Source organism: Ruegeria sp. AB5 (genome assembly GCF_056542645.1).
The window spans coordinates 89,193-106,842 of the sequence record NZ_JBQGAE010000015.1 but is presented as its reverse complement, the minus strand read 5'-3'; the positions used below and the strand labels follow the sequence as shown (position 1 = coordinate 106,842).

General features: G+C 53.7%; 9 protein-coding genes and 2 pseudogenes. 2 read left to right on the top strand and 9 right to left on the bottom strand.

What is annotated here, in order from left to right; all coding sequences use genetic code 11:
* Nucleotides 1-41: 41 nt before the first annotated feature.
* Nucleotides 42-917, top strand: a complete 876-nt coding sequence (locus ACR0L4_RS19660) for a LysR family transcriptional regulator (protein ID WP_480514738.1) — start codon at nt 42-44, stop codon at nt 915-917.
* A 450-nt stretch (nt 918-1,367) separates the two neighbouring features.
* On the opposite strand, the gene ACR0L4_RS19655 is transcribed toward ACR0L4_RS19660, so the two are convergent.
* The 6 genes and pseudogenes from ACR0L4_RS19655 to ACR0L4_RS19630 form a co-directional block, all read right to left on the bottom strand.
* Nucleotides 1,368-3,056 (bottom strand): ABC transporter ATP-binding protein, encoded by a 1,689-nt coding sequence (locus ACR0L4_RS19655; protein ID WP_480514737.1) that lies wholly within the window; start codon nt 3,054-3,056, stop codon nt 1,368-1,370.
* A complete protein-coding gene (locus ACR0L4_RS19650; RefSeq protein ID WP_170752840.1) occupies nt 3,053-3,967 on the bottom strand; it encodes an ABC transporter permease in 915 nt (304 codons plus the stop codon). Before ACR0L4_RS19650 ends, ACR0L4_RS19655 begins: the two co-directional genes overlap by 4 nt.
* Nucleotides 3,964-4,932, bottom strand: a complete 969-nt coding sequence (locus ACR0L4_RS19645; protein WP_480514736.1) for an ABC transporter permease — start codon at nt 4,930-4,932, stop codon at nt 3,964-3,966. Before ACR0L4_RS19645 ends, ACR0L4_RS19650 begins: the two co-directional genes overlap by 4 nt.
* Nucleotides 4,933-6,486: an ABC transporter substrate-binding protein gene (locus ACR0L4_RS19640; RefSeq protein WP_480514735.1), complete on the bottom strand. Its 1,554-nt coding sequence runs from the start codon at nt 6,484-6,486 to the stop codon at nt 4,933-4,935.
* A gap of 55 nt (nt 6,487-6,541) precedes the next feature.
* Nucleotides 6,542-8,116: an ABC transporter substrate-binding protein gene (locus tag ACR0L4_RS19635; RefSeq protein WP_170752846.1), complete on the bottom strand. Its 1,575-nt coding sequence runs from the start codon at nt 8,114-8,116 to the stop codon at nt 6,542-6,544.
* A 360-nt stretch (nt 8,117-8,476) separates the two neighbouring features.
* A pseudogene (locus tag ACR0L4_RS19630) lies at nt 8,477-8,758 on the bottom strand (IS110 family transposase); the annotation flags it as partial.
* Between ACR0L4_RS19630 and ACR0L4_RS19625 the strand changes: the two are divergent.
* A pseudogene (locus ACR0L4_RS19625) lies at nt 8,753-8,860 on the top strand (IS5/IS1182 family transposase); the annotation flags it as partial. The pseudogenes ACR0L4_RS19630 and ACR0L4_RS19625 sit on opposite strands and share 6 nt — an antisense overlap.
* A gap of 315 nt (nt 8,861-9,175) precedes the next feature.
* Here the strand turns inward: ACR0L4_RS19625 and ACR0L4_RS19620 are convergent.
* The 3 genes from ACR0L4_RS19620 to ACR0L4_RS19610 are packed head-to-tail and all read right to left on the bottom strand — an operon-like array spanning nt 9,176 to nt 17,531.
* Complete coding sequence (locus ACR0L4_RS19620; protein WP_170752850.1) at nt 9,176-10,201, bottom strand: adenylate/guanylate cyclase domain-containing response regulator; 1,026 nt, start codon at nt 10,199-10,201, stop codon at nt 9,176-9,178.
* Complete coding sequence (locus tag ACR0L4_RS19615; protein ID WP_170752852.1) at nt 10,194-10,535, bottom strand: Hpt domain-containing protein; 342 nt, start codon at nt 10,533-10,535, stop codon at nt 10,194-10,196. Before ACR0L4_RS19615 ends, ACR0L4_RS19620 begins: the two co-directional genes overlap by 8 nt.
* Before the next feature lie 3 nt (nt 10,536-10,538).
* The gene (locus ACR0L4_RS19610; RefSeq protein WP_480514734.1) at nt 10,539-17,531 is read right to left on the bottom strand and encodes a GAF domain-containing protein; all 6,993 of its coding nucleotides are present in this window, start codon (nt 17,529-17,531) and stop codon (nt 10,539-10,541) included.
* Nucleotides 17,532-17,650: the final 119 nt, after the last annotated feature.

The window sequence follows — 17,650 nt, the reverse complement described above, 5'->3', positions numbered from 1 at the left end:
CAAACTTAAAGTATTGAACCAAATTTCAGAAAGATTGAAACGTGATCAAGATAGAAATGCTTCGCTGTTTCAGCACTGTTGCCCAAACCGGAAACCTAGCGGACGCAGCCATCAGAATGGGACGCACTCAATCTGCATTATCGATGACCCTGAAGCAGCTCGAAGAGCATCTGGGCCAGCGTCTATTTGAGAATGAACGCAAGAACCGTCTGACGCCCCTGGGACAGGAAGTGTTTCGGCTGGCGCAACAGCAGCTTCGGCAGTTCGACGGAACGATTGATGCCATACAAACTGCGGCCAATGCACCGCAGGGTCTATTGAGAGTTGCTTCGATTCCCTCGGCGTCTGGGCTGGCCCTTCCTGATGCCATCAAGGAAGTGACGGAACGCCATTCATCGCTCCGCGTCGAGTTGCGTGACATGGACACAGGAATGGTCATTGATGCATTGCTTCAAGATCATGCGGACATTGGCATCGTGTCAGGTGTCCCAACACTGAACGGCATTGAATGTTCACCACTCTTTGACGACACGTTCGGATTAATTTGTGGTGTCTCTCATGACCTTGCGTCGCGGCCGACGCCACCAACCATGGAGCAGGTATTCAATGCATCTTTCATCCGCAACAGCTTGTGCGAACTCATCGAAGCACCTGAGGTCAAAGCGGCAATGACAGCAGCGCGAGTAACGGTTCACAACACCCACTCACTGTTAGCAATGGTGCGGGCCGGTGAGTGGGTTACCATTTTGCCTGAGTCTGTTGCCCGCATTTTTCCCGAGAACTTGGCATTTCGACCAATTGCGGGACTGAATGACATTCGCCGTGTATCGCTTTTGACCAGATCCAGAACTCAATTTCCTGCTCTTGTTGAAGAGTTTACAAGTATCCTTCGACAGAGCCGGTGGATTGACGGCTGAGCGTTACTCTGAATTCCAATCTTCGAACCTTAGAGCCTATGAATTTCTGCTGCCGCAACAAAGCACCGGTTTCCTCCCTTGCTGTTATTGGCGATCACAAAGCGCGCCAAGCGGTCATTCGCTGAGACAGCACGATCAAGGGTTGCAAAATAGGGTTCGGTAAGTCGAGTACGAAAGCCCTTGCTTCAGAAGTGGCCACGTCGTGCGGAATTGACGTTTCGAACATGAATCTCGAAGGTCAAATCACGAGCAGAATCCCTCCGTTTGGTCAATACTCCAGGTTGGCAATCTGAACCTGGGTCGAAATTGAATGTACAGAATCGACCTGATTCTTTGCAACGAAAGCGTATCAAGACGGTGTCCGTGTTCATACTACCGCCGATCGCTCGCCTCTGTACCTCTCAATTCAACTTCTTCTGTAAAAACCGATGCAAGATCAAGTCGATAGGTCTACGCCAATTGCTGTAGCCGGGGCATCAAATCCAAGAGTTCCCGTGTGTACGGGTGCTCTGGGGCTGTGAACAACGAGTCCGTCTCCTGAACCTCAACCAGCTTTCCTTGGCGCATCACGCCCACCCGATCACACATCTGACGCACGACCGGGAGATCGTGACTGATAAAGAGCATAGTCAGGCCGAGGTGGTCCTGCAGGTCTTTGAGGATGTTCAGGATTTGCGCCTGAATGGACACATCCAGGGCGCTGGTCGGTTCATCGCAAATCAAAAACCGGGGCTGAGTCGCAAGGGCGCGGGCAATACAAATGCGCTGGCGTTGCCCACCGGAAAATTCATGTGGATACTTACGCCAAGCATCCTTGGCGAGCCCCACCCAATCAAGCAATTCGCGCACACGCGGTTCGATAGCGGACTTGGTCAGGATTTTATGGTGATGGATTGGCTCGGCCACAAGGTCCCCGACTCTCATGCGTGGATTAAGGCTGGAAAAGGGATCCTGAAAGATCATTTGAATCTGGCGGCGATAGGTTTGCAGGGCGTCTGCCCCCATGGCCGTCACATCTTGTCCGTCAAAGATCACGCGGCCATTGTCCACTGGATACAGAGTACCAATCATCCGCGCGACGGTGGATTTACCCGAGCCGCTTTCACCGACGAGGCCAAAAACCTCGCCGTCGCGAATGTCGAAACTGACCTGATCAACGGCCGTAAAGTACTTGCGTTGTGACGGTAGCAGCCCACCCTTCTGCAAGAAGGTCTTAGTGATGTTCTCGACTTCAAGCAGCTTGCCGGATTTTGACAGATCGGTTTTGTCCCAATGTGCGGCCAGATCATCGATCTTGAAGGTTCTTTCTCGCTCACCATAGCTGACCACCGGAAAGCGATCCACTTTGGTGTGAGGTCGTGGCACGGCGGCAATCAGGGATTTGGTGTAGTCATGTGTGGGCGCGCTGAGTATCTGGTCGGTGGTGCCGCTTTCGACCACATGGCCCGAATACATGACTGTGACCGTATCGGTGGTATCGGCGATAACGCCCATGTCGTGCGTTACGAGGATTACGCCTACCTGACGCTCCTTTGCCAGTTCCTTGATCAGGTCCAGCACCTGCGCCTGCACGGACACGTCCAAGGCCGTTGTGGGTTCATCCGCGATCAGGACGCTGGGTTCGGTGCACAGGGCCAAGGCGATCACGACCCGCTGTCGCATTCCGCCGGAAAACTGATGGGGATACTGATCGAACCGATCCGCAGGGTCTGGGATGGAGACGCGATCCAGCAGTGCAATGGCGCGCTTTCTGGCCTCTGACGCAGACAGGCCCAGGTGCAGTTGGATCGTTTCCACCAATTGCTGACCCACTGTAAATAGCGGATTGAGCGAAGTCAGTGGATCCTGAAAGATCATCCCGATCTCTTTGCCCCGGATTCTGCGCTTGTCCTCGGCATCAAGCGCGTCGATCCTGCGACCGTTTAGCCAAACCTCGCCTTCGGACACATGCGCCGGAGGGTCCAGCAGGCCGATCACGGCGTTGCCCGTCATGGATTTGCCAGCGCCACTTTCGCCCACGACTCCCCGGATTTCACCGGGATGCAGGTCGTAGGTCACATGCTCCACCGGTTTGAAAATGCCGTGGCGGGTAGGGATTTCCACTGTAAGGTTGCGGATCGAAAGAACGGGGTCAGTCATTTCAGCCTCGGGTTCAGAACATCGCGCAGCCAGTCGCCCAACAGGTTCACACTCAACGCCAGCGCCAGCAGGGTGCAGGCCGGAAAGAACAGGATCCACCACTCGCCCGAGAACAAAAAGCCCTGCCCGATCCGGATCAACGTACCCAGCGAGGGTTGCGTTGGCGGTGCACCAACGCCCAGAAAGCTGAGTGTTGCCTCGGCAATGATCGCCAGCGCCAATGAGATAGTTGCGATCACCAGCACCGGTGACAGGACATTGGGCAGGATGTGCCGCAGCATTATCGTCAATGGGCTTTGTCCGATAATACGCGCGGCGGCGACGTAATCCTTGTTTTTCTCTACCAGAGTCGCGCCCCTGACTACCCGCGCGAACTGCACCCAGTCGGACAGGCCTATAGCAAGGATTAGCACCCAGATCGCCATCTGGTCGCGATACTCAACGGGTGTGACACCCTTGGCGATACCAAAGATCAGCATGGCCAGAAGGATTGATGGGAAGGTCAGCTGCACATCGGCGGTGCGCATGATGATCGTTTCGGTCCAGCCGCCGAAATACCCCGACAACAGGCCCAGAATGATTCCCAGAACCATCGCGAAAAGAACAGCTGCCACCCCAACGAAAAGTGAGATCCGCATTCCGTAGAGGATTGTCGAGAACACATCACGCCCCTGATCGTCAGTACCCATCAGGAAGCTCTCTCCAGTAAAAGCATTGGGCTCCATTGGCGGCGTGAAGCCGTTCATCAGATTGAGGCTCGACGGATCGAACGGGTTTGTCGGCGCAATCAGTGGCGCAAATAAGGTGGCGAGGATAAGGATCAAAGCAACTGTCGCCGACACCATGGCCACAGACGAACGGCGGAAGGCGTAGAACTGGTCGCTGTCCAGAATGCGTTTCAGATGGCTCATGCGCTGACCCTCAGGCGCGGGTCGATGAAGGCATAGAGGATGTCGACCGCGAGGTTGATGGTAACGAAGATGACCGAGATCATCATCAGGTAAGCTGCCATGACAGGAATATCCACAAACTGGATTGCGTTGATGAACAGAAGGCCAAGGCCTGGCCACTGAAACACTGTCTCGGTGATGATCGCGAAGGCGATGATCGCCCCGAGTTGCAGGCCGATAATCGTAATAACAGGAACCATCGTGTTCTTCAGCGCGTGGCGAAAGTTGATGGTCCTGTCACTCAGACCGCGGGCGCGGGCAAAGCGGATATAGTCTTGTCGGAGCACTTCCAGCATCTCGGACCGAACCAGCCGCATGATCAGGGTCATCTGGTAGAGGCCCAGCGTAATCGCAGGTAGAATCAAGGCTTTGAGACCGCTGCTGGTCAGTAACCCGGTGTTCCACCAGCCCAGATCCACAACCTCTCCGCGTCCGAAGCTGGGCAGCCATCCAAGCTCGACCGAGAAAATGTAGATGAGCAAGATGCCGATCAGGAAGGTGGGCAGGGACACACCGATCAAAGAGGCGGACATGATGAAGTTCGCCGCAAATCCGTCTCGTCGGATCGCTGTGAACACACCCAGGGCAATGCCCAAAACAATGGCAAAAATGGCTGAAACCAGTGCCAATTCCAACGTGGCCGGGGCGCGTTCGGCCAGGATTTCCGCAACCGGCCTGCCTTGGCGGAAACTGACGCCGAAATTTCCCTGCGCTGCTTCCTGCAAGAATTTTACATATTGCACTGGAAATGGCTGATCGAGGCCCAGCTGAGCGCGCAGACGTTCCACGTCTTCCATGGTCCGCTCCTGCCCCAGCATGTTGTCGATAGGGTCGCCAACAAAGCGGAACATGGAAAAGGCGACTAAACCCACGACGAACAGAACCAGCGCCGACTGGGCTACTCGCCTGATAATGTATGACAGCATTTAATTGACCGTGACCCAGCGTAGAAGGAAAAAATTGTCCGGCCGTTGTGTCAGCTCGATATTGCTGCGCGCACCCCAGACCAGTGGCTGGACATAGAGCGGCACATAGGCCACTTCGTCTTGCAGGATACCCGCGACCTCATCCAGCATCGCCTGCCGTTTAGGCTCATCAATCTCGGATTGAATCATCGGCAGCAGTTCGTCCACGCGCGCGTTGGAGTAGCCGCCGAAATTCCACGAACCCAGCTTCTTTTCTTCGTTCGGTGTAGAGGCAAGAAAGCGCACGGGATGTTCGGCATCAAAGGTACCTGGCGACCAGCCTAACAGGTACATGTCAAAATTGTCGGCCCGTAGTTCCGGCCAGTAGTTCTGCACCGGCATCGCGTCGAGCGTCACATTCAATCCAATTTGGGACAGCATGGCGGTGATCGCCTGACAAACGGATTCATCGTTCAGATACCGATTGTTAGAGCACTTAAAGCTGACCTCGGACCCCTCGGCACCGGCCTCGGCCAGCAGCGCTTTCGCACCTTCAGGATCATAGGCATAAGGGACTGCGTTCGCGGCGGAATACCCGCGCATCGCCGGACTGACCAACTGGCTTGCCACTTCGGCGTTCCCACGCATGATGGTTTGCAGAATGGCAGGTGCATTCACCGCCTTGGCAACCGCCTCGCGTACGCGCGCGTCGCTGAAGATGTCGGACCCACCTTGCCCGGCATCGTTTGCACCTTCCTGATGGTCAAAACCCAACATGATAACACGCGCTTCGATGCCCTGAATGACCTTAACATCTGGATTGCCTTGCAACCGTGCGACATCTTGAATGGGCACCGGATTGATGAAGTCCACGTCACCGGACAAGAGTGCCGCCAGAGCTGTCGCCGGGTTCTGGATCGGAACCAGTTCGGCGCGAGTCAGGTTGTGTTCTGCCTCGCCCCACCAGCGCTCAAAGGGTTCCAGAACAGTGCGCAAGCCCGGCTCTCGTGCGGTGATGCGGAAGGCACCGGTGCCATTGGTGTTCAGGGTCGCGTAGTTGCCAGCCTCTTTGTCGGGAAGTGCTGCGTCGTTTGCCTCGGCCCAACCGCTATCCATGATCATCCAATTGGCGATACTGTCCGGAAAGATCGGGTTGGGAGCAGTCGTCATGACATCGACGGTATAGTCGTTGACCTTCACCACCTCGCTGACCGGTGCAAACCAGCTGCGGGTGTCCGAAATCTCGTCCGAGGCGCGTTGATACGAAAAAATCACGTCATCCGCATTAAATTCGGAACCGTCATGAAATGTTACCCCCTCGCGCAGTTTGAACCGCCAGCCTGCGCCGTCCCCTATGGTTTCCCAACTGGTCGCCAGTGCCGGTTCGATGGTCATATCCTTACCCCGCCGAACAAGCCCTTCGTAGACATTGTTCAGAAAACCAAGCACAGGGGCGGAGTTGACCGCGTGAGGATCCATCGTTTGCGGGTCTGTTGTGACGGCAAACGTGAACTCTTCGGCTGCGACAGGGAAGGCAAGCGCTCCCAAAAGCGCGACAGTGGTCAAACGTTTCATGATAGCTCCCACTTTTTTGGTGGCGGGCCTCAGGACGCGAGGCCCGCCACGTTTCTTAGTTCAGGCCGAAATGTTTGACCATTGGCTGATCTTCGGGATCTACGTTGATGTCCAGGTTTTCTGCCATGCCCCAGTTCAACACCTGGTGGTGGATCGGGATATACAGCTGTTCGTCCTGCACCACACGCCAGATCGCAGCGATATCTTCATTGCGCGCGATAAGATCTGTGTTCGACGCCAACGACTTGATTTTGGCGTCCAGTTCATCGTCGTCATAACCAGTGCCGTTCCATGTACCAATGTCGCTTTCGCGGCCATGAACCAGGAAGTTAAAGATGTACTCCGAGTCATAAGTCGGCACGCCCCAGCCGAGCATGTAAAAATCGGTCTTTCCGTCCGTGATCAGCGGGAAATGCTGCGCCTTCGGTTTGGCATCCAGATTTACTGTAATGCCGATCTGACCCAGCATCCCGACAGCGGCCTGACAAATACCTTCATCGTTGATGTAGCGGTCATTGGGGCAGTCCAGACGGATCGAGAAACCTTCGGGATAGCCTGCCTCTGCCAACAGGGCTTTTGCGCCTTCAACATCCGTGCCGCTCTCGGCGTCCATATCGGCGGTCCAGCCGTTAACAAAGGGCGGCGCGATCATTCCAGCAGGTTGCGACTGACCGCGCATGACCACCTGCTTAATGGCATCGCGGTTGATCGCCTTGGACATGGCCTGACGTACACGCACATCCGCAAGGGGGTTCTTGCCATCGACGTTATCTGCTTCGATATCGTCCCCACCCTGGTTCATGCCAAAGAAGATCACCCGGTTCTGCGGCGCTTGTTTGACGACCAGCCCATCCACGCCATTCACCCGGTCCAGATCCTGCACCGGCATATCCTGAAGGAAGTTTACTTCGCCAGACAGCATCGCAGCAACGCGCGTCGCATCGTTCTGGATAGGTGTATAGATGATTTCGCTGATCGCCATCGGGAACTGATCACGACCCCAATAATCCTCGTTCCGCTCCATCACGGTTTTCACGTCTGGCTCACGGCTGACAAGTTTGTAAGGACCCGTGCCATTCACATTGGTGGTCGCAAAAGTAATTTCACCACCTTCAAAATCCTGTACGTCAACTGCGTTGTTCGCTTCGGTCCAGCCTTTGTCCATGATGAACAGATCCGTCAGGTTCGCCGGCAGGATCGGGTTCGGACCATCAGTCACGATCTCGACAGTGTGGTCGTCAACCGCGCGCACCTCGACGATAGAATTGATCAGCTCTTTCATATCCGAGTTCGGCTGTTTAGCGCGATTGATGCTGAACACCACGTCTTCTGCAGTGAAATCGGCGCCGTCGTGGAACTTCACATCCTGACGAAGATTGAACACCCACACATTCGGATCACTCTCGCTCGGAGCCCAATCGGTGGCCAGCGCGGGTTCAAACGCGCCGGAGGTGTCGCGGATAATCAGAGGTTCATACATCTGGTGGCGCACGGTATGCGTGGGCCCTTCGTTTTGCGAGTGCGGGTCAAGCGTCAACGCATCCCCCGAGCGCGCCCAACGCAGGGTTTCTGCATTGGCCAACGACGTCGTTGTCATCAACAGCGCAAGCGCGAGTATTTGTTTGTTCATTATTTTCTCCCAATTTACAGCCGTTTAGCTGCATCGAATTCACGATACTGTGTCGCAAATTTCTGTGAACGTTGTGATTGAGGATAGCATACCAACTGCGAATGCATGTCAATCGTTCAACGCGGTGCTGAGTTGCCAAACGTAGGCGACCTCGGGACTTTTGGAGGGCAGCTACTCTCTAGAAAACATCTCATCAAGTATATACTACTCAATCGAGACCAAAACGAACGGTAAACTCATGCTTCCCCTACGGACAAAAAATCTAGATAGCATTGAGGGGAACCGCGGTTCTCAGAATTTCGACAAATGTCTTGTGTGGATGGCTCCTGCATAGCAAGGCATTTTTGAGATGGTATGCCCCACGACTAGGTCACGGGCACGATAGAGGAACAAACCGCCCTGCTGCTTTTCGGTTTTGATTGCGACAAAGCGCATCGTGCGGCACATGACCGCTTCACAGGTGGCCTCTGCATCGATGGCATCAGACTTTCCACGTTTAACGTAGGCCTTCACATACATTGCTGGCATAAGTCTGATTTCATGGCCAAGTTTCTGAAATCGGTGCGCCCAGTGATGGCCTGATCCAAAGGCCTCCATACCGATGAGACTCGGCTCAAGGTTCTCGAAAAACTGCAAAAGCCGGTACGATACGACAAGCCCAGGTACAAAAAACGCAACCATATCGAGATCATGCTCGATCGGTTGAAGGATTGGCGCCGAGGAGCAACCCGCTACGATAGATGACCGAAAGTGTTCCTGTGAGCCATCGCACTCGCAGCCACCGTCATCCTCTGGCACTAAAACTCAATAAGCCTAGAACCCAAAGCATCTGTTCGGTATGGTCTGACGGATTGACCGCTTCGCGGATTCATTCACCGCTTGCAGCCCGTGCAACCTGGTCAGATTTGAATTTCGGCACTGCGCAGAAAACGGACTTGCAAAGTCTAGCTTTATCTAGTCCCCAATTGCTGGACCAAGTATGTAAATCATCGGGCGAAAAACAAAACCACGGGCGCACCTACATCCGACGTAGATGCGCTTACAACGTTGCATGAATGATTATAGCACGTGAATGTCGAACGGATCGGTAAATCCTTTGATCCTAGTGCTACCAAGTGTCTCCAACACATTAGCCCCTTCCAACAGATCGAGGGTTTCTTGATCAATCAAAATCCGGCTTCCGGTTTTCTGTGTTTCCGCCTCCAGGCGAGCGGCAAGGTTTACGGTGGATCCAATACACGTGTACGTTGCCCGGCTGTCCGTTCCGGCATAGCCAGCGACGACTTCTCCAGTCGCTATTCCGATACCGATCTTTAGGTCACTTTTCCCTTCTGAACGCCGTTCGAGATTTAACAACTCAATCATGTTGTGCATTTCATGCCCTGCCGCCACTGCACTTTGCGCGGAATTGGACATCGGCTGTGGAACTCCGAAAAGAGCCATCAAACCGTCTCCCAACATCAGGCTGACAATTCCGCCATTGCTGGCAACAGCCTCGAACATCAACGTGTAGAAGGTGTTGAGCAGGTCGATTGTTTCCTCGGGAGCGAGATTCTCCGATAGGGTCGTGAAGCCGCGAATATCACAGAAGAGGACCGAAGCGTTGGCACGCTTGCCACCTATCGCAAAGCCAGACTCTTGCAGGTCTTGTGCAACCTCCGTTGTTGCAAAGCGCTCTAGCAGTCGTTTCTGTTCGTCCCTGAGCCTTTTCTTTTCAAGACCGCTGGAGACGCGCGCTCCGAGAAGTGTCTTGTTGACTGGTTTTGGCAGGTAGTCTTCAGCGCCCAATTCAATGCACCGCACGACATTGTCCAGACCCTCAACGGATGACGTCACAATCACCGGCAGATCGCGCAGGTCGGTGTCGGATTTGACGGCCTCCAGAACTTGAAAGCCGTCCATTTCCGGCATTTCGATATCCAGTAGAAGCAAGTCAAACGCCTGGTTAGACAACATCTCCATAGCAACCCGGCCGTTTTCCGCGACCGATACTTGGTGACCCAAGAGCTCTACGCTGCGCGACAAAAGCAAGCGGTTCACCTTGTTGTCGTCGACGATGAGCAAATGGCCAGGGGCGTCAGTCATCAATCAGACTCCGTAAAGCCGCAGCCGCAGTGGTGAGGGCTGTCTCCAACGCCGTCGCATCTTTTAGGTCTCCCCCCTCGGGCAATTCTCCGAGTTCAACTTTCCTGGCCAGTTCGGCAAGAGCCGTCGCACCAAATGTGTTGGCGTTTGACTTGATGGAATGCGCAGCACGCCGGTATCGGTCGGCATCGGCCTCGCCCGCGGCCGCTTTCAATTCGCCTATCATACTGGGCGCTTCGTCGAGAAAGGTGTTTACAAGCTCGGCTGCAAAGTCTTCGCCTGTGGCGTCTTTTAGCTCCATGAAGATTTCATGATTAATTGGGCTGTCTGTCATGGATCACCTTCTTATTCTTGGGGAATTTAACAGGGCTTCAATTAGGACAGGTACGCGGATTGGTTTGGTGATGTAGTCGTCCATCCCTGCATCCAGACACATCTCACGGTCCCCCTGCATTGCGTTCGCGGTCATCGCGATAATGTGAGGACGACTTCCTTCCGAATGCGCTTTGTTGATGCGGCGAGACGCTTCAAGCCCATCCATCTCGGGCATTTGCACATCCATGAAAACGACATCGTATGTTTGCCGGTTTACGCTTTCGACCGCCTCAGCACCATTGCTGGCCAAATCCGCGCGGTAACCCATCTGCTCTAGCAGTCGGAGTGCAAGTTTCTGGTTCACCAAATTATCCTCAGCCAGCAAAATGCGCAGCGGATGTCGCGTCGCCATATCCGGGTCTGTTTGAGGTTTGTCCTGTGGTTTGGACGGCTTTACGCGTACCTTTTCGGTCGCGAACAATGTAACCAGAGTATCGAACAGGTGGGATTGGCGCAGAGGTTTGGCAAGGTTGGCGGCGAAGAGCCCATCTTCTAGGTCTATGTCTCGCGGGCCAAGTGAACTGAAAAGGATGATTGGCAAACCCGGCTTCTTGGCGCAAACCTTCTTGGCAAGCTCTTCTCCATCCATTTCGGGCATATGCATGTCTAGAACGGCCAAATCGAACTCGACGCCTTCTTCAATTATGCTCAGCGCCTCTAGCGGAGATTCACACGTCGTGGTCTGCGTGCCCCATTTCTCGGTTTGAAGAGATAGGATTTTACGATTGGTGGCATTGTCGTCTACCATCAAAATTCGTTTGCCTTCGAGTTCAGGCTGAACGCCGACAAGATTGCGAGAAGACGACTTAACCGGCTTTGCAGGTTTTGCCTGGATCTTGAAAATAAAAGTGGAACCGCTCCCCTCGCCATCGCTTTCAGCCCACATGGTTCCGCCCATAAGTTCGGCGAGGCGTTTCGAGATCGCAAGACCCAGACCAGTGCCGCCATATTTCCTGGTCGTTGAACTATCTGCCTGACTGAAAGACTGAAATAGTCGACTCATGCCTTTTTTGGACAGGCCGATTCCGGTGTCTCGAACTTTGAACGTCAGTTCGAGCATTCCCTGTACCTTGGCAGATTGCTCAACAGACAGAACTACTTCGCCGCTTTCGGTAAACTTCACTGCGTTGGAAAGAAGGTTTAGCAGAATCTGCCGCAATCTCGTTAGATCGGCGCTAATCGCCAGCGGTAGCGCGTCATCGAACTCATAGGCCAAATCGAGTTGTTTCTCGGCAGCCTTGCCGCTGATTAAATCGAGCGCGCTTTCTACGCACTCGCGCAGGTCAAACGGATGGGTTTCGATACCCATCTGTCCGGCCTCAATTTTCGAGAAGTCGAGGATCTCGTTGATGATTCCCAAAAGCGCATCGCCGCTATCGCGGATCGTATTGGCATAGTCACTTTGTTCTGCATCCAACTCTGTGTCCATCAACAGCCCGCTCATCCCGATTACTGCATTCATTGGCGTGCGAATTTCGTGGGACATCGTCGCCAGGAAAGCACTTTTTGCTTCGTTTGCTTCTTCAGCAACCTTTCGCGCCTCTTCGGCCTCGCGGAATAGGCGCACATTTTCGATTGCAATTACCGCCTGGTCTGCAAACGAGTAAGCGAGGTCGATCTCATCTTTGGTGAAAGCACCGGCCGTTTTCCGAGCGTACACCAACACACCCAGACACACAGAGCCTTTCATCAGCGGGAGCAACAGAGCGGCGCGAACGCCGTGCCGATCATACGTAATCTGTTCGAACGGTGAGAGTTCGAGTGTATCCCAATCCGGAAGATGGAGCATCTTCTTCTCATGAAGAACCTGAGCGGGAAAGCTGGACATTGGATCCGGGTCGATAGGGAAACTCTGGTTCCCTTCAAGGGTGGCAACACCGTCTGCACTCACCCGCGCAAGCACCTCGAACGTGTTACCTTGAGCGGTCATAGCTGCAACCATATCAGAGGAAACCAACCGCACACCTGCTTCTGCGATTGCCTCGAAGACTGGCTTGATGTCGTCAGGAGATTGGCTGATCACCCGTAGAATGTCCGCACTCGCAGTCTGACGTGCTAGGGAAGCCTGAGTTTCATTAAACAGGCGAACATTTTCCAGCGCGATGATGGCCTGATCGGCGAAGGACTCGGCAATGGCGACTTCATCTTCGCTAAAAACTTTGGCAGTTTTTCGGATGAATACCAAGGCACCGAAACATTCCGCCCCGCGCATCAGAGGCACTGTCAGCGAAGACTTGAACCCTTTCCTGCGGATGATCTCTTGATCGCGTGGGGGTAGCTCATCGTACCGCCATTCGGGCAAATGCAAGGTCTTGCCGCTCTTGATTGCCTTTGAGGGCAGATTGTCTTCGGGATCAATTGGCAGGCGCTCGTTCCATGTGATTTCTTCGACACCATCAGGTGTCGCGGCGGCGATTTGCCAAAGTTCGGTCTTGTTCGCCTGAATAGCAATCGACAGGTCGCAATCTATGAGGGTTGTCGCCAGCGCGACAATCTTCTCGAAAACCGGTTTGGTATCGGTTGGAGATTCAGAGATTACTCTTAGGACGTCCGCGCTTGCGGTTTGGCGCGCGAGGGCGGTCTGCGTATCGTTGAAGAGCTGCGAGTTCTGAATTGCGATAATCGCCTGCGACGCGAAGGTCTCCAATTGCTTGATTTGTTTCTGGTCAAAAGTCGCGACATTTCGGCTGCCCATGCTGATTGCACCGATTGTATCACCGTCACGTATCAGTGGTACGGAAAGAACAGATCTGTAACCTTCATTGTGAGATCTTAGAACCGGGTCGTAGTTTGGATCCGCCTGTGTATCCTCCACGTAGTCGGCGCGTCCATGAAGAAGCGCCCTTGCAGTTGCCGTTGATTCCCCTGGTTCAAATGGATGCGCCTTTAAAAACTCTGCAAAACTGTCGGGCACATTGTGTCCGGCAAAATAATGGTACTTCCCATCTTCGGGTGTCTTAAGCGCCACGAAGGCATCCTGTAGGCGGCAAATGCGGGACGAAACGGCCAGCAATGCTTCCAGTACAGGCTCCAATGCGTCCGGAGATCGGGAAATAACTTCGAGTACCTCGCTTGTGGCTTTTTGGTACTCTAACGATTCCTCAACTTCCGCGGTTCGGGCTGTCACCTCGTCAAAAAGATGCGCGTTTCCAAGAGCTATTACCGCTTGCGAGGCGAACGTTTCAACCAAAGCTATCTGCTTGTCTGAGAACGCCCCAATTTTCGAATGAGCAAGTGAAATGACGCCGAGCGTGACCCCATCCTTTACAAGCGGAACCCCTAAAGCTGAACGAAATCCGGCACCCAGTGCTTCTTCTTTCCATGCATAATCTGGGTCGTGTTCAAAATCTTCGATGTACACTGTTTTGCCTGTTAGTGCGGCGCGTCCCGTGGTTGTACCCTTGTCTGGAACAAGCACTTGTCGGGTTATTACGTCGTAGTGAGCGGCACCGGAATTGTGAGTCGCAGCTATGTCATAAATTCCGGTTTCTTCATTTAGTAGCGCGACATAAGACGCCTCGGGTTTGCAGATGCGAACTGCAACTTGCAAAATAGCTTTGAGTACTGGATCGAGTTCATTTGGCGAGCGGGAGATCACTCCCAGAACTTCAGATGTGGCAGTTTGATAATCGAGTGCCTCTTCAACCTCTGCTGTGCGTGCTTTGACTTCTTCGAACAACTGAGTGTTGTTGATCGCAATCACAGCCTGAGCCGCAAAAGTCTCCAACAACGAGATTTGCTTTGAATTGAACGGTGAGACTTTGTCGTGGCAGAGAACTATCACGCCGACGACGACTTTGCCTTTGATCAGCGGGACACCTAACAGCGAACGGTATTTTCCGATGCGAGCCGCCTCTTTCCATTCGTATTCTTCAGCTTCGGTATCCTTGTAATAAACTGTTTCTCCTCGTGCTGCTGTTTGGCCAATACCGCTTCCATGACCTGCTGGCACAGGGTTATTCTTTATGAACCTCATGAAATCACTGTCAAATTCCAGCGTAATATCAGTGTGGTAGAGATTATCCTCTGGGTTGAGGATCGAAATTGCAGCGTATTTTGGTTCACAAATCCGGCTTGCAACCCGCAAGATTTCTTCCAGCACCGGCTCAAGCTCGTTCGGAGACCGGGAAATAACCGACAACACGTCAGAAGTGGCAGTCTGGTATTCAAGTGATTGTTCTACTTCGGCCGTCCGTTCCTCGACTTCGTGGAAAAGGTTCGCATTCGTAATGGCGATAGTGGCTTGATCGGCGAATGTTTCGAGTAGTTGAATCTGCTTTGTGGAAAACCCCGAAACCTCGGGTGAACCTAAAGAAATTACACCCACGACCTCGTTGCTTTTTAGCAGCGGAACTCCCAGCAAGGATCTGTATTCACCGACCCCGCTTTCTTCCATCCATGTATAGGACGCATCCGCTTCGACATCCTCGATATAGATTGTGCGTTTTGACAAAATGGCACGCCCGCTTACTCCGCTCTGACTAGGCGAAATAGGGTGAGATTTGACATATTCCGAAAAGGCCGTGTCCTGCGTGAGCGTCGAAAGCACATGGAATAGCTGATCGTCGGGGTTCAGCATCGCAACATAAGCATCCTGCAATTCGCAGATACGCGACGCTTCTTTGAGGATAGCGTCGAGAACGGGTGCCAGCTCGTTGGGTGACGCCGAAATAACCCGCAGCACTTCGGATGTAGAGGTTTGGTATTCCAATGCTTGCGTAACTTCGGCTGTCCGATCCTGCACTTCCCGAAACTGGCGGACGTTTTCCATTGCGATCACGGCTTGAGCTGCGAAGGTTTGGATCAGTGCCACGTCGTCGTCTGAGAAAGGCGCGACTTCACGACGATAGAGAACAATCACCCCTAGACCGGTTCCGTTTTTCATCAACGGAACCGCTAGAACCGAGCGGGCCCCTTCAATCTCAACCATCTGAACCCGTTTTGGATCGCGGTCCCTGACGTAAAGCGGGTCATCCGCGATATCGTCCTGGCGGATGACTTGGCCATCGATCATTGGCCTGATAGCGATCAACTCAGTGCGCGTTAACGGCTCCACAAAACCTTTAAGCGCTTCGTCAAAATCGGTTCTTGCGCCAATATTGGCGGGGATTGTGGCGAGCCCGCGTTCATGATCTGCGATACACAAGAAGGCGAGCGGGGCATTGCACAAACGGCTGGAGTTTTCGAGAATGCTTTGGAAAACAGGTCCTTCGTCGTCACGACTGCGGCTGATGACTTCTAGGATTTCTCGGGAGGCTTTTTCCCGCTCAAGCCGTTCCTGAACTTCGCGAAACTGACGCGTGTTTTCTATCGCTATGACCGCATGTTTGGCGAACTCTTCGATGAGTTGCACGTCGGAGTCAGAAAACGGGCGGACTTCGCGGCGGCTGACCGCGATCGCACCAATCGCCCGGTCGCCTTGTAGCAAAGGGACTGTTACGCGTGATCGAATACCTTCAACTTCGACCATCATGATCGCTGTTGGGTCGCCCGAACGAAAAAAATCCGTTTCAACCAAATCGTCGATGCAAAGAACCTTGCCAGTTCTGATCGCTGTGGCCACGGTTACAGAACCGTCCACAGGCCATTCTTCCCCGATATCAAATTGAGTTTTCTGATGCCCCCAATTCGCGGCCAACCGCCCTTGGGTCCCTGCATCATTGACCAAAACCAGAGCAGCCTGATCTGCGCCACATATCTTTGTGGCCTGCTGAAGCACTGCGTTAAAGACCCGCGCATCATTGTCTCGGCTTTTGCTGATAACACTCAGAACTTCCTGCGTCGCCGCTTGGCGTTCTAACTGGGTGTGCAGCTCTTTCATTTGACGGGTGTTGTCGATTGCGATCACAGCCTGCGCCGCAAAGCCCTTGACCAAAGAAATCTCACTGTCTGTAAAGGGCCGCACTTCACGACGGTAAATCCCAATGACGCCTACGGGATCACCGTCCGCTGACATCAAAGGAACCGTCAGAAACGAGCGGACACCTTCTTCATCAACCAATTGGCGGCGCCAACGATCTCCGTTGATGTAGTGGTCTGTCTGGCGCAAATCGACATTGTGAATGACCCGCGCTTCCCGCACTGCTTCGGCAATCTGTAAATTTGAGTCCAAAGACCAACGATCCACGCCGACTTTATATGTGGCCAATTGATCGCCAAAATGGGCCGCATATTCCAGATGAGTTCCCGCCTCATTTACTAGGCTCAGTGTAGCCACGTCCGTTTCGCAAAGCCGGGCCGTATTTTCCAAGATCGTCTGAAATACCGGTGCTTCATCATCCCGAGACCGAGTGATCGTTTCCAAAACGTCACGCGTGGCACCTTCGCGAGCCAACTGGGCCTGCAACTCACTGAACTGACGGACATTTTCTATCGCGATGACCGCCTGCGCGGCGAAAGTTTCAACCAGTTGCACCTGATCGTCGGTGTATGGCCTCACTTCGTTCCGTGCCAGCATCAGGCACCCAATAGCGCTGCCACCCACCTTTAAAGGGACAAACAGATTGCTCCGGCACCCATGCGTGTCGACAATGAGCTTAAAGCGCTCATCTCCCGATTTATGGAAATCGGTGTCGCCCATGTCGACAACGCGTCTGGTCTCACCGCTGAGAATGGTGTCAGTTACGATGGAATTGCCTGGCTCCATTGTGTATTTGCCGTCGAACCAGAGCTGTTGAATATCCGGGTGCAGATTGACGCTGGCAACCAGTTGCTGAAGGGCATCGCCTTTTTGCCCGAGAACCAGGCCGGCAAAAACGGCATCACAGAGATCTTTTGCCAGTGATACGATCAGGTCGCAGACCGGCTGCACATCGTCCTTGGCCTCAGAGATAGCTTGCATGATCCGCGCGGTTGCTTCGAACCGAGCCTGCTGATCATCCGCGCTGAGCCCCGCTCGTTGCGAAGATGACGACGCTGAATCAGCAGTCTCTCGTGATGCCTTCTTTCCACCCACCTGCGTTCGTGCCCCCACGCAAACTAAAGAAACACACAAGACCGGAGTTTAGAGGGCATACGATAGAAGTCACAGTGTTTCTTTGCAGGTAGTGTTCCATGCGCTTCAGGCGATGACGG